This is a genomic window from Gemmatimonadota bacterium (genome assembly GCA_016712265.1).
Classification (GTDB): Bacteria; Gemmatimonadota; Gemmatimonadetes; order Gemmatimonadales; family Gemmatimonadaceae; genus RBC101.
On record JADJRJ010000031.1, the window covers coordinates 216,992 to 231,190 of the forward strand.

Annotated in this window: 9 protein-coding genes; 3 read left to right on the forward strand and 6 right to left on the reverse strand. The window is 67.8% G+C overall.

The features are described from left to right. Positions 1–129: 129 nt before the first annotated feature. Both IPK85_22020 and IPK85_22025 read right to left on the reverse strand, forming a co-directional pair. Entirely contained in the window at positions 130–2,553 is a 2,424-nt protein-coding gene (locus IPK85_22020) for a TonB-dependent receptor (GenBank protein ID MBK8250043.1), read from the reverse strand. Positions 2,554–2,609: 56 nt separating this feature from the next. Beyond that, positions 2,610–3,674 carry a FecR domain-containing protein gene (locus IPK85_22025; protein MBK8250044.1) on the reverse strand — a complete coding sequence of 355 codons (1,065 nt, stop codon included), beginning with the start codon at positions 3,672–3,674 and terminating at the stop codon, positions 2,610–2,612. Between the two features lie 7 nt (positions 3,675–3,681). Here IPK85_22025 and IPK85_22030 point away from each other — a divergent pair, with 7 nt between their 5' ends. Together IPK85_22030 and IPK85_22035 are read left to right on the forward strand one after the other, a co-directional pair. Further along, complete coding sequence (locus IPK85_22030) at positions 3,682–4,419, forward strand: RNA polymerase sigma-70 factor (protein MBK8250045.1); 738 nt, start codon at positions 3,682–3,684, stop codon at positions 4,417–4,419. 55 nt (positions 4,420–4,474) lie between these two features. Then, a complete protein-coding gene (locus IPK85_22035) occupies positions 4,475–5,290 on the forward strand; it encodes a hypothetical protein (protein MBK8250046.1) in 816 nt (271 codons plus the stop codon). Between the two features lie 89 nt (positions 5,291–5,379). On the opposite strand, the gene IPK85_22040 is transcribed toward IPK85_22035, so the two are convergent. Then, the gene (locus IPK85_22040; GenBank protein ID MBK8250047.1) at positions 5,380–7,971 is read right to left on the reverse strand and encodes a zinc-dependent metalloprotease; all 2,592 of its coding nucleotides are present in this window, start codon (positions 7,969–7,971) and stop codon (positions 5,380–5,382) included. A 464-nt stretch (positions 7,972–8,435) separates the two neighbouring features. Here IPK85_22040 and IPK85_22045 point away from each other — a divergent pair, with 464 nt between their 5' ends. Then, positions 8,436–9,770, forward strand: coding sequence for an acetyl ornithine aminotransferase family protein (locus IPK85_22045; protein ID MBK8250048.1), 1,335 nt, complete (start codon positions 8,436–8,438; stop codon positions 9,768–9,770). An 87-nt stretch (positions 9,771–9,857) separates the two neighbouring features. Here IPK85_22045 and IPK85_22050 read toward each other — a convergent pair whose 3' ends face one another. The 3 genes from IPK85_22050 to IPK85_22060 form a co-directional block, all read right to left on the reverse strand. Beyond that, positions 9,858–10,115, reverse strand: coding sequence for a hypothetical protein (locus IPK85_22050; GenBank protein MBK8250049.1), 258 nt, complete (start codon positions 10,113–10,115; stop codon positions 9,858–9,860). Positions 10,116–10,181: 66 nt separating this feature from the next. Continuing rightward, entirely contained in the window at positions 10,182–11,420 is a 1,239-nt protein-coding gene (locus IPK85_22055; GenBank protein ID MBK8250050.1) for an Ig-like domain-containing protein, read from the reverse strand. Beyond that, positions 11,417–13,960: a hypothetical protein gene (locus IPK85_22060; GenBank protein ID MBK8250051.1), complete on the reverse strand. Its 2,544-nt coding sequence runs from the start codon at positions 13,958–13,960 to the stop codon at positions 11,417–11,419. The genes IPK85_22055 and IPK85_22060 overlap by 4 nt, the downstream gene beginning before the upstream one ends. Positions 13,961–14,199: the final 239 nt, after the last annotated feature.

The following is a 14,199-nucleotide window of genomic DNA, read 5'->3' on the forward strand; positions in this document are numbered from 1 at the left end:
CCCGCTGAGCCGTCAGGGAGGCGGTTTCCCGGGTCACACTGTCCGTGGTGGGGCCGCGCCAGATGCCGACGATGTCGACTCGGCGCCACAGGTGCCGCAGGGTGCCCCCCACCCGCCGCACGCCGCGGTTCAACGCACGATGCGTAGGCCCAGGGTCGTCGTTCGTCCTGCGCCGATCTGCAGGTCGTCGCGCTCGTTGCGCTGGATGTTCGTGAGGTTGTCCACGCGCACGTACCACTCCGCGTGCCGCGACATCGTGAAGGCCAGCCCCACGAACGGCTTGGTCAGCGAGGGATAGTTCACCCAGTAGTTCCGCAGGAGCGGCTTGGCCGTGGCGGCGTCGAGTTCGCCGGCGTAGTAGTCGAGCCAGTCGTAGCCCGTCCACGAGCCGATGTAACTCGCCCCAACCGTGGCCTGCAGGCGCGCGCCCTCCAGCGTAAGCGATCCCGAGCCCGACGCGGTCGGCACCTCGGGCACCCGGTCGCCGACGGTGAGGTCCCCGGTGTAGGTCGGGGCCAGCGCGCGGACGCGCGAGTTGGTGCGCGAGTACACGAGATCCGTCCGTACGCGTCCCGTCCGCAGTGTGCCCTCCAGCTCAATCCCGCGGTTCTCGATGCGGCCGACGTTCTGGTACTGGATGGTCCGCACGCGCTCCCGCGGGTTTGCGATCACCTGCTGGATGAGTCCATCGGCATCCTGGGAGTAGCCGGTGAGGGACACCGTGGCCCGGTCGCCGAGGTACAGCTCCATCCCGCCTTCCGTCCCCGACTGCACCTCGGGCTCCAGCTCCTGGTTCTCCAACTGGCGAAAGCTGATCGTCCGGATCGCCCGGCGCATGGAGGGGGCCGGCGGACGAATCCCCTTGCCGTAGGCAGTGCGCAGCTTCACGGTGGCCCCGCCGACGTCGCGGGTGACGGCGGCGCCCAGCATGGGGGACCAGGCCGTGCCGACGTTCGCGCCGAAGTTGGAGTTGCGCTCGCGGCGCAGCCCCGCGCTCAGGAAGACGGTGTTCGCGACGTCCACCTTCAGCTGGCCGAAGGCGCCGGTGTTGTCGACGGTCTCCGAGTACAGGGAGGTCAACCCGGACCCCGCCCCGATCAACTCCTGCTGGAGCCCAAGCCGGTCGCGGACGAAGTGCGTGCGTTCCGCGCCAAAGGTCGCCGTCATCGAGGCGTCGCTGGTGGACAGCATCCGCACCGCCATGCTGTAGCGCAGCGAACTCTTGCTCGCCGCTTCCTGCGTGGCGCCCAGCAACGCGTCGGCAACGGTCGCTGGCTCACGCTGCGGAGGAATGGCGCCATTGTGCCGGTCAAGGCCGATCACCAGAGTCTGTCGCCACCACTCCCGTGGTTGGAAGTCCGCGGTCAGGCCATACGTCTCGTTCTCGATCCGTTGCGAGGCGAGCAGTGGTCGCACGGTAGCCAGCGCCCGATCGGCCACGGCGGCAAAGAGCGGATTGTCCGGCGCGGTGAACCGGATGTCGGCATATCGAAAGGTCGCATCCAGCCGCAACGGACCCGCCAGGGTGCGGACTCCCCCGAACGTTCCGCGCGTACCGGACGACCCACCTGCCACGGCGGCCGCGACATCCTCCCACGTCCCCCCGATACCAAACGACGTCGTGCCACCCCCGGTGAACGCCATCGCCGAGTGGCGCTGTGTGGCATTGGGGCCGTCGCTGAACTGGCTCTCCTGGCGACCCACCGTGGCCATCGCGTCCAGTTCCGGCCGCCAGTTGGCGGTGGGCGAACCCTTGCGCGTCACCACCTGCACGACGCCGCTGATCGCGTCCGAACCATACATCGCGGATCCCTGCGGCCCGCGAATCACCTCCACTCGCTCGATGCTGAACGGATCAATTGCGAACAGCAGGTACGGACTCGCCAGCTCCACGCCGTCCACGTACGTCTTGAGGTAGTTGGACGAGAACGAGCTGGAGCCGCGGACCGAGCCCACCTGGGCGAGCGGTCCGGCAATGCCCAGGTCCCAGGCGACGATCCCCGGAATGCCGGTGCGGAACACCTGGCTCATGTTCATGAGGCCGAGGGAGTTCAGCTGTCCCTGCGTACGCACCGATACGGCGCTGGCCAGCGCGCGCTCCGGCGCGCCACTCGCTGGTGTACCCATCACGAGGACGCGGTCCATGATCTGCGGGCGCGTCGTGCGAAGTGGCGGTCGCGCAACCGCCGGCAGCGAATCGAAGGTCGGACGCACCTTGGGCCACGGCGACCGGACGACCACGACGTAGCCCGATGGCGTGACGACGATGTCGAGATCTGTGTCCCGCAGGACTTCCCTGAACGCGTCGCCCAGGGCAATGCGCTCACGCGAAACGGTCACCCGAACGTCTCCAGGGAGCAGATCGCCGGCGTAGGCGAGACGAGCGCCACCGAGTCCGGCCACCGTGCGCAGTGCCGCCTCGACCGTGACGCCATTGAGCCGCAGGGAAATCAGGCGCGACAGGACGTCGCGACCGGCCACCCGGACGCCGCTATCGGCGAAGGCGATCTGGTGCGTCTGCGCGGCCAGAGGCACGGCGTACGCCGCAACCATGGCCGTACCCCAGAGGACACGCGCCACTGCTCGCGCGCACCCCCGCGGCGCGCGTATCACACACCGCTCCCGACCTGTGCGTTCGGCGCCACCCGCAGCCCGGTGCGAGTGGGGGCCGCGACGGTGATCACGCGGCCGCGACGTTCAAAGGTCACGTCGAGCATCTGGCCAAGAGTCTCCAGCACCTCGTCGATCGAGTTGCGCTCAAACTCCACGTTCAACGGACGGGCGAGCAGCGTGGAGTCGGTCACTTGGAACTCCACGTCGAACCAGCGCCCCATGTCGCTGAACACCTCGCCGGCGGGGGTGTTCCGGTAGTCGCTGCGGCCGCGGGTCCACGCCTGGTAGTGCTCGACATCGACCCCCCGCGTGACCACGGGGTCCCCCGTGTCGGCGAGGACGACCACGTCCCGTGGCTGCAGGACCACCGCCGCGCGATCCTCGGCGCCGCTGCGACGCACCCGCACCGACCCCTCGGAGACAGAAACGCGAACCGGCTCCTGAGGCACCGCGCGAACCGTGAACACGGTGCCGAGGTCCTCGATGAGCGCCGTGGCCGTCCGAATGCGGAATGGTCGGGCTTCGTCGTGGACGACGGTGAACTGCGCCTCACCGGTCAGCTCGACGTCCCGAGCACCCGCCGTGAAGTCGCCAATGGTGCGGATCTCGGAGGCAGGTCCGAGTACAACGCGCGATCCGTCCGGGAGATCGATCGTGCGCTGCTGCGCCGCCGGCGTTGCGGCGACGACAGCCTGCGGAGGAGCATCCGGGGCGCGTCGCGCCCAGATGGTGCCCCCCACGACAGCCAGTACGGCTGCGGCTGCATATCGCAGTATCGCGACACTACCATACCACGAACGAGCCTTTCGGCCGATCGGGATGACAGTTGAGTCGCTCGACCGGATTCGTGCCTGAAAAGCGATCCATGCGGCATCGAGGTTCACCGCTGCCGGAATGCTCGCCGCCGACCAGTCTGCTCGGGCATCCGCGGTTGCCGCGGCCAGGGCCGCGTCCCCACCCAGGGAGGCCTCAAACAGGCGACGTTCCGACGCGGTCATTTCGTCCGCCAGGTAGCGGGCGATCCGGTCGAAGTCGGTGTCTGTGGGGTTCTCGTGGGTCATTGCGGTTATGGAACGCCTCCGAGGGAATGACACAGCCATCGCCAATCCCCCTTACTCGTCATTTCCGGAGGATGTTAACCTCAGCGCAGTTGAAGCGGCCCCCCGGGGCCGATTGCACCTCATTCCGCCAAGCCCACTGAGCACCGACCGCGAGCCACAGGGAGCTGAGTCCGACCGCAGCGAATCCGCTCGGGGACGGGACGCGGAGCTGATCCGGCGGCTTCGGGTCGGCGACGAGCGTGCGCTCGAGCAGCTCTTCCGGGAGCACTACGCGACCATGGTGACCGTGGTCCGGCGGATCGTCTTCGCGCCCGATGTGGCTGAGGAGCTCGTGCAGGATGTCTTCTTCAAGGTCTGGAGAAAACGCGAAGAGCTTGCCGAGATCGACACCTTCCGGACCTACCTCATCCGGGCGGCCCGGAACACCGCACTCAATCACCTGAGGCGGCAGAAGCTGGAGCATGCTCACGAAGAACGTGAGGCGGTAAAGGGCGAGCCAATGACGGTGGAAGCGACGGACGATGGCGCGGCGGCGGGAGAGCTTGGCGAGGCGGTCTCCCGAGCGATTGATCGGCTTCCGCCCCGATGTCGGGAGGTGTTCCTCCTGAGCCGCGACACCGGGCTTACCTACGGCGAGATCGCCACCGAACTGGGGATCTCCATCAAGACGGTCGAGACCCAGATGGGGCGCGCCCTCAAGACGCTGCGGATCCTGCTGGCGCCATTCCGGCGGGTGGGGTCGTGAGCCACTGTCTCGCGCGTCAGGGTGGCGTGGGGCCCTGGCGTGTCACTGACGTACGATGAAACGGCGCGTTCTCCTCCTGACGGCCCTGACAGCGGCGGCCTGTGTCGATCCTCCGACGGCGGCGAGTCCGACCGCGGCCGAGTCGACCGATCCGCTGGCGCTCACCTTCGAGCAGCTCGCGGAGCAGGCACGAGGGGTTGGCGACGTGGCGCGGGTGGAGGGGTTCACGTTCGCCGCCCTGGCCGCGCGAACCGGGATCACGCCATCGATCCTCAACGTCCGCATCGGGACGGTGAACGAAGCCTACGAAGCGTTTGTCAGCACCGTGGACTTCAACCTGGGAGCGCAGGTGGCAGTCCGGGTGCCGGCGCATCGGACCCTGACTGCCTGGCGGCGCGGGACCGATGGGGTCACCCGGATCCTGAGCCTGACCACGCCGAGTGATTCGTCGCCGATCCTGTCCCCGTTGTCGCTGAGCCCCCTGGGGCCGGCCGCCGCGCCATTTGCGGGGGCGAGTGCGCTCTATCAGGAGACGACGCGCATTACGTCGTTGGGCACCAATGCGGCGAATGCCCCGGTGACGGACGAGTTCTGGATGGCGCAGTCCGGGTATGTGAAGGTGCGCGAGGCGTCCTCCGGGGCGGCGTGTCCCGTGGATCCACTGAAGCTGGGCATGACCGGTGTGGCCTGTCGCCAGGCGCGGTTCACCGTGCGCTTTGACGTCGCCATGCAGCGGCTCAGCGTGCGTCCCTACACGTTCGCAGCTTCCGCGGTGACCCGCCGGGTCAGCCTGAACGCGGAGCAGGCGGTGACGGGCTTCAAGCTGGTGTTGAGTTGCGCGGTGGCCACGTCGTCGCGGGGGTGTGGCTGAAGGCGGGGGTCAACCGCCGGATGCCAACGAGGGGGGAGCGATGAATCGCTCCCCCCTCGTGGTGTCCAGCCATCGCGTACCGACGGGCGCTAGCGCGCCGGGTCGAGGACCCGCTTGATCAAGGCGCGCGCATCCGCGATGTGTGCGCGGGTCGTGGCGTCGCGGGCGCGTCCGGCGGCGCTCGCGAGATCCCGGTCGAGGGCCGCGAGTTCAGCGCGGAAGACGGCGCGCACGTCGCTGGTCGCCCGGGCCGGTCCCACTTGCTGGGCAAAACCTGGTGGGAGGCCGGCCGGCAGGTTCACCGGTGGCGGGTTGACCTTGGCGGCGGCGAGGGTGATGAACGATCGCTGCAGCTCACGACGGTAGGTATCGGACGCCGGGTTGGACGCGCGTAGTTCCGCGAAGATCCCGGTGCGCACATCACTGACAAACTCGGCGAGGGAGTACGCATCCGCCTTGTTCGACGCGAGGGCCTCGAACTCGACCAGGCGTTCCATGCGACGGTCATTCAGCAGGCCGCCCAGGATGCCGGCCTGCTGCTGGTTGATCCGGCGCAGCGCACCCTCGACCTCGATGCGGCGGAGGATCTCCGGCACGAGGAAGTAGGTGGGCGTGGCGAACGCGTTGTCGTTGAGGAACTTGACGGCCTCCTTCTGCCGGGCGCGCGACAACGGGACGTAGCGTGGGCCGTCCTGTCCGACGTACTTCTCCTGTGCGTCGGTGCCGCCAACGACCCAGGTCACGTGGCGCAGTTCGGTGCCCCACTGACCGATCACCCGATCGTACACCAGGGTCATGTCGTCGAAGTCCGTGCCCGGCTGGCTCGTGGCCGGGACGATGAGCGGGACGATCTGCTTGATCGACTTGATCCCCCAGCCGGTGGCCTTTACCGGGTCGGCGTCGCCGACGGCCTCGCTGTGCGACGACTGGTCGGCGCCGCGGGAATCCTGGACGTCAAAGCGGAGCCATGGAGTGGCATCCTGCTCCTTCGACCAACGATCCAGCGTGGCCCATTCGTCATCCGTGGTGCGGGCGGACGGGATCGGGGTGTAGCCCCAGCGGGTGATGTACTTGTCCCAGGGGCCAATGCGGGGGATGAGGTCCTCCAGCGCGATGTTGTCCTCGGGTTGGGCCGTGTAGTTGAAGCGCGAGTAGTCCATGATCGACGGCGCGTGGCCCATCTTTGCGACCCAGGTGCGCGAGCGCACCGAGTCCACCGGGTACAGCGAGCTGCCCTTCTGGTCGTGCTGGTAGCCGAGGGTGTGCCCGACCTCGTGCGCGACAACGAACTCGACGAGCCGACCCATGAGGTCGTTGGGGAACGGCCACATGCGCGCGCGCGGGTCCAAGTGCGCCACCTGGCTGAAATACCAGGTGCGCTGTAGCGTCATGATGTTGTGGTACATGTAAATGTCCGACTCGAGGATCTCGCCGGTGCGCGGGTCGTTGATGTTCGGACCCTGGGCGTTCTCGATCGTGGACGGAAGCCAGCGGACCACGGAGTAGCGGGCGTCCTCGGGCGACCAATCCGGGTCGTTGGCCGGGGGGTCGGCGGCCACGATGCCCTTGATGAACCCGGCTTCTTCAAAGGCGGGCTGCCAGGCTTCGATGCCCTTCTTCACGTACGGCTTGAGCCAGTCCGGCGTGGCCGGGTCCACATAATACGTGATCGGCTTGATCGGCTCCGACTTGGCGGCGTTGGGGTCCTTCTTTTCCAGGCGCCAGCGCACGATGTACCGGCGATCCTGGGCTCGTTGCTCGGGACGCCCGTAGTCGATCTGGTTCAGCGAGAAGAAGCCGATGCGCTTGTCGTGCAGGCGCGGCATCATCGGCTTCTCCGGGAGCTTGACCATCGACCAGTGCAGGACGATGGACGACGTACCTGCGGCCGCCTGCTGGAAGCCACCACCACCGCCGGGCGCGGCCCCGGGCGCGGCCGGGATCGTGAGGAGTGCCTCCACCTCAACGTTCGTCGGGAAGGACAGCGCCTTTTCGATGAAGGACCGGTTCGGGTCCGGGTTGCCGCGGAACTGGTTCCCCGGGCCGATTTCCGTTGGGGGGGCCGTGTAGAGGCGCGTCACGTCGATGACGGCCGCGCTGTCCGGGCCGTACGCGTCGACATTGAAGGCCCCCAGCACGAGGTCGTTGTTGGAGGCGCTGACCGCCTGCGCGATCGGCTGCCCCGGGTCCGACACCGTCTCGTAGGAGATGTTACGAAGCAGGACGCGGTTGTCGCGCCGTTCCCACTTCACCACACGGCGGGCCCCCAGTTGTTGGCCGCCGTAGCCGGCATTCACGGGCACGCGGGCGCCGCGCACCACGAGCAGCAGTTCCTTGTTCATGGCCGCGCGCGGGATCTCGAAGAGCAGGCGGCTGCCCACGCGATGAACCTTGAAGAGCCCGTCGCGTGTCTTCGCGTTAGGCGTGACCACCCGGTTGTAGGGCCGTGGCGTCGGCTCACCCGGGGCTCCTGCGGCCGGGGGTTGTCCTCCGGCACCTGGGGGTCGTGTGGTGTCCTGTCCCGCCGGGGCCTGCGGGGCACCGGCATTGGGCCGGGCCGCATTGCCCGGCGCGACGGCCGGGCGTGGGGCGGGGGCAGGGGCGGGCTGCTGCGTGCTCTGGCAAGCAGCAATGGCCAGGGTGCCCAAGGCACCAAAAGCCAGCCGAATCCTGAGGGTCATGTGTCGCCTGAAGGGGGTGAACGGTCCCGACGAGTGCCGGACTCGGGGAATCTACGGGCGGTGCTGGATATACGCTGTGGGTGTACGGACCATGCTGAGTGGCAACGGCAACTGCCAGGGCGCAGTACGGGCAGCACGAGGAGCACGGGCGGCACGGGTGGTACGGCCCGGGGGCACGAGGCAAAGGGCAACTGCCAGGGCGCCGTACGGGCAGCACGAGGAGCACGGGCGGCACGGCCAAGGGGCAGGTGCAAAAGGGCAACTGCCACGGCGCAGTACGGGCAGCACGAGGAGCACGAGGAGCACGAGCAGCACGGAGAGCACGGGAATGGGGTGGCCCGCGAGGACTGGCCGCTCGACCATCCCCACCCTATCCTCGTGCCACGCGTGCCACGCGTGCCGCCCGTGCTGCTCGTACCGCCCGTGCTTCACCAGTCCTCTCTTTAGTCCTTCTCGTCCTCCGTATGCCCCGCACATATCCCCGCATCGTCACTCCCCCGCCCGGCCCCCGCGCCCGCGCCATCGTCGACCGCGACCGCGAGTGGACGGCGCAGTGCTACATCAAGGAGTACCCGCTGGCCATCGCCCGGGGGCAGGGGGTCATGGTGGAGGACGTGGACGGGAACCGATACCTCGACTTCATGGCCGGCATCGCCGTCGCCTCGACCGGGTACGGCCATCCGGAAGTGGTGACGGCCATCCAGGACGCGGCGGCGAAGTTCCTCCACATCTGCGGGAGCGACTTCTACTACGAGGGGATGGCGGCGCTGTGCGAGAAACTCGCGGCGATTGCCCCCGGTCCCACGCGGAAGCGGGTCTTCCTGACCAACTCGGGGACGGAGGCAACCGAAGGGGCCATCAAGCTGGCGCGATTCTCCACCCGACGGACCGCGATCATCGCCTTCAAGGGCGCGTTTCACGGACGCTCGACGGGAGCCGTATCGCTCACGTCGAGCAAGGCACGCCAGCACGCGGGCTTTGGGCCCTTGCTGCCCGACGTGCACCACGTCGACTACGCCTACCGCTATCGCTGTCGCCACTGCGCCCACAAGTCGCAGTGCCACCTGGGGTGCGTGACGTCCATCGAGGAGGAGTTGTTCACCCGGCACCTCGCGCCTACCGATGTCGCGGCGATCTTTGTCGAGCCGATTCAAGGCGAGGGAGGTTACGTGATTCCCCCGCCAGGATTCCTCGCCGGGTTGCGCGAGCTGTGCGACACGCACGGGATCCTGCTCGTGTGCGACGAGGTGCAGAGCGGAATCGGGCGCACGGGGAAGATGTGGGCCTGCGATCACGAAGGGGTCGAGCCCGACATCCTCCTTACGGCCAAAGGCCTGGGTTCGGGGATGCCGATCGGCGCGATGATCGTGCGGGAGAGTGTGGACAAGTGGAAGAACGGCTCCCACGGCTCAACGTTCGGCGGAAATCCCGTGTGCTGTGCGGCGGCGCTCGCCACCATCGGCCTCGTCGAGAAGGAACTCATGGCCAACGCCGCGGTGCAGGGCGAGCGTCTGTTGGCCGGCGCGCGCGCGTTGATGGAGCGCCACGAATGCATCGGCGACGTCCGTGGACGCGGCCTGATGGTCGGGATCGAGTTCGTGCGCGACCGGGTCACGCGGGATCCCCATCCGGAGCTGGTGGACCGGATCGTGAACCTGGCGTTCACCCGAGGGTTGCTGTTGTTAGGCGCCGGGAAGAGCGCCCTGCGCCTGGCCCCGCCGTTGGTGATCGACGCAGAAGACGTGGATCGTGGCTTGGCCATGCTGGATCACTGCATCGCCGAGGTCTCTGCGCCGTAGACGGCGCGCGGCCGGGCTGATCCTTGCCCCGGCCCGTGGGGGGCGCTCGCCTGCGCCTGCGCCCCCACGGCCAAACCGTTCGCCGGTTTACTGGTTGGGGACCGGTCCGGCGGTAAAGCGCGCAGCGATTTCAGCCGGGGTGAGCGCTCGTTGGTAAATGCGAACCTCGTCATACCGCGCATTCGCCGTCTCGTCGTCGGCATACTGCGAACGTCCGAGCCACATGTTGGCGTCCTGCAGCTGGGCGAGGGTCAGCGGTGTCTCAAATGCACCCTTGAACTGTCCGTCGCGGAACCACTGCACGCGGGTTGCCCCGCCCGTTCCGACACCGGGCTCAATGGTCATGACGATCTGATAGTCTGTATTCACTGCGTAGGGCGCCACGGTATTGTCGACGGTGTGGAGCAGGCCTTAGGCGTGAAGGTTCCACTCCACGCGGTCCAGTGTGAGCCGTGCGTCCTGGGTCCATGACATGAAGAGGTAGTTCGTCGGCCCCGAGCCAAAGTCGAAAATGCGCGCCCAGATCCTGGGTGAGATCTGGCGGCCCCAGATCTCGATGGTCGCGCTGCTGTGACGGGAGAGGAGCCCCCCAGGCAGTGCCACATAGTCCGAGGCATTGCGGGCGCCACCGGCCATGGTAACGCCGCCCCCCTGCGCGACGGCGTCGCTTGCGCCTACCTCCACGATGGTCGCGTGAGCACCGCCAACATCGTCGAGGAGCGCGGTCCCGGCGCCTCCTGATTGCGCAAACGTCCAGCGGTGCGCCAGTCCAGCGGGAAACGACGTCGGTCCGGTAACCGTGATCGTCGCCGTTCCACTCCGACTCGGTGCGGCCGTCGCGGTCGCGATGACGCTTGCCGTACCAGGGCCCACGGCGGTCACGAGGCCCGACGCGTTGACGGTGGCGACGGCGGAGTTGCTGCTCCGCCAGGTCACCTGCTTGTTCACGGCGCCGAGGACGAAGGCGGTGAGTGGTAGCGCCTCGCCGACACCCATGGTGGCCTCGGCCGGGGACGCCGCCACACTGACGGCAACGGTGAGCGTGGTCGCCGCCGCTTTCGCGGGAACGGCGACGGACCGGGCGGTGACGATTGCCACGCCGATGCCGAGTGCGCTGGCCACTCCAGTGGCCGACACGGCCACGACGTCGGGTGCGCTCGACGTCCATTGGACGGCGGGGTTCGACGCGCCAGAGACGATCGCCGTGAGTTGGCGCGCCGCTCCGAGATCGATCGTGGGCGAGGTGACCGGGATCGCGACCAGGACCGGGACGGTGACGGTCACGGTCACCAACGCCACGCCCGTCGTCCCATAGGTCTCGTCGCGCTCCGTCACGGTGATGGTCGCGGTCCCGGCGCCGACCCCTGTGATCATCCCTTCGCCGGAGACGGCGGCGACGGCCGTGTTGCTGCTTTGCCAGAAGCGCTGTTGTGAGGTGCAGGTTCCCGTGGGGACGCTCGTCGCATTGACCTGCGCCGTCTGCCCGCGTTCGAGCGGGACGCTGGCGACGGAGGTCGACACCGTGAGCACGCACGGGTCACGGACGACAATCTTCTCACACCCCGTGGCCACCAGGGCCATCGACGCCACGAGGAGGGTGATCGCCGGCCGTCGGTCCGCTATCCGCGGCTGCGTGAGTCGCTGTGTCATTGGACGCGCACGGTCAGGGTGAGTGGGGTGCCATCGCCGTAGCCTGCCAACCGCGCGGGTCCAACCTTCATGGTGTAGTCCCTCGGTGGCGTACCCGCTGGCACCGGAATCGCCAATCGCGAGAGGCACCCCGGTGTTCCCGCCGGCACGACGTGATTGGACGGAGCGCCCGTGAAGGGGTTCTCGATGGTGAGCGACGCCCCGCACAACGCCGTCGAGTTGAAGTCCGCCCCAAACCAGAGGTAGAAGGTCTGTCCTGCCGTGCCGGTCGGTGTGCCCGACGGACAATGGACGGCGGGGTTGAAGGTCGTGCCTGCATCCTTCGACAAACACGCGCCAACCGCCAGGTGCCCGAGAATGACGTCCAGGGGCACGTTGATCGGGGCCGAGCTGGCGAAGCCGGTCTTGGTCGCCGGCCCGACCACGACCGTGTGTCTCCCCAGGGCCGCGCCCGATGGGACGGCGAACTCGAAGACCGCGAACGTCCCGACCAGGCCGAGGGGACTGACCACCGCGTTGGTGAAGGGATTGCGCGCGGTTACCGTTGCCCCGGTTTCGACCGCCCCGGACGACTGGCGCACCTGTACCCAGAGGTAGGTCGTCGTGGCACCCCTGACAAACTGTGGTGTGGTTCCAGGCACAGGGCATCGGCCTCCCGGCGGCTGTTGCGTGCTGGTCACGCCACGATAGAAGCAGGCTTCCACCGACAGCGCCCGTGGGGTGACCGACACGGTGACCTCATCCGAAATCGTCGTGCCCTTGATCGTGGCCCTGACCTTCGCGAGCCCCGGGGCGATGGCCGTGACCACGCCCGTCGCACTGACGGTCGCCACGCTGGACGGTGTCGCGGTCCAGTCGAGCTGGTCCGGCGTGATCCCGATGTCGATGCCGCCGAGCACCGTCCGCGCCGTGGCGACGACGGTCCCGGTGGCCTGTTCCGCAAGCGAAAGCACAAAGGGCGATAGGGAGAGGGTCACGAGGCTCCCGTTCGCCCCCGCCAACTGCGTGTCCCAGAGGCGCAGGCGCGTCTCGTACGATGCCTTGATGCCGAGCACGTCGACCGACGCCCGTGCGAAGGCATCGACCAGCGCGTCCACCCTGGCATTCCAGTCATAGTTTGCCCCAGCGCCAATGGACGTCCCGATCGTCGCCTGCAGCGCGGCGTCGACACCAGCGGAGAGTTCGCCGCGACCAAACACGGTGAGGAGCAGCTTGGGCTCCAGGCCGAAGCGGATCCCCGCTTGTCCGCCGATCGAATAAACGGGGCTGGACTGCGTCCACTGGCTGATCGGGGTGAAGGTCCCCTTGAACCCGGTCGAGGGCGTGAACCGGAAGCCGGCATCGACCCCCGACGTCATGCTGAGCGACCGCGTGATGGTGAGTTGCGCATTGGCCTCCACCTCGGCGTAGGCTTCGAGCACGACAAACAACCCGTAGCAGAACAACTTGCCGGCCAGGCACTGGCCGCGGATCGGGATGTTGAGGAGCTTCTTGCGTGCCACGGGAATCTTCACGAGGGGAAGCCCCCCTCGCGCCGAGATCGCGCCCCCGATGGACGTCTCCAGGGTTCCGTTCAGCACGGCCCCGACCACGGTCCCGAATCGCATGTTGTCCACGCAGACCAGCACGGGGAAGCACGGCTTGATCGCCACGTCGAAGACGAACGAATTCGTGCCCGGCTTGATGTCCTTTCCCGTCTTGATGTCCAGCGATCCGTTCAGCCGGACACTCGCCGTGATGGCCCCGACCTGGCCGGCCATGGTGAAGTCGAGCGCTGCATTCTGGAAGACGACATGTCCTTCGGCGTCGATCGACACGCCGCGCGGCAACGCGAACGCCGCACTTTCGCCACGCGCGCGTGCCTCGGCGAGTGCGGCTCCCACGTCGATGTCCTCAGCGATGGAGATGGTTCCTTCCTGGATGGCGTCGGTCAGGGCGGCCGGGACGGTGGTCAGGACGATGTCCTGCCCCGACGTCCGCACGGCCATGACTTTCTCGAGGAACCCGCCGTCCTTGCTGCCAAAGATGACATCACCAACCGCCACGGGACGCGCCGTCCCACTGTTAGCACGCATTCTCAGCGTCCCCGCGGCAATCTCCTCCGGCGTGGACAGGACGGTGAACGACGTGTCGGACGAAATCACCGCGTCGCGGCGCTGCACCTCCATCACGGTGATCCGCGCCGTTGCCGAAACACCCTGGGCGGTGGCGACGATGATGGCGAATCCCGGTGCGATCGCCACGAACCGTCCGCTTCCCGTGCTGCTCAGGACGGTGGGATCGGAGGAGGTCCAAACGACCGGGAAGTCCTGGATGGTCGCGCCGCGGCTGTCGCTGACGGTCGCGGTGAGCGTGGTTGTGTCGTTAACGAGAAGTTGTGCGGTGTCGAGCGACAGACGCACCGCTCGCGCGAGGACTGGCGGAGTCGTCGCTGGCTTTGGAGGATCAACGAGCGTTTCGGAGCACGCGGCGACCACCAGACAGGTCAGCGTCAGCCTCGCGAGATGGCGCTGTAGTGCACGGCGAGCGGGAAGCGTCATGGCAGGGCGCACGGACGAAAGGTGAGCAGCGACCAATCAATCGCGAGGCGCCTCCGGAGCGATTCTCCGGACGCCTCTTCGATACCATGGTGCGGGCCCAGCCTTCCTGGGTGTGAGCGTGAGGGATCCCGATCTCTTATCCCGGCATCCCGTGGTACGCCGACGCAATCCTCTGGAACGGTGGCGTACGCTTCGCGACGGCGGGCATGCCGGAGGCGGTCCTATATTCTCCGCCGATG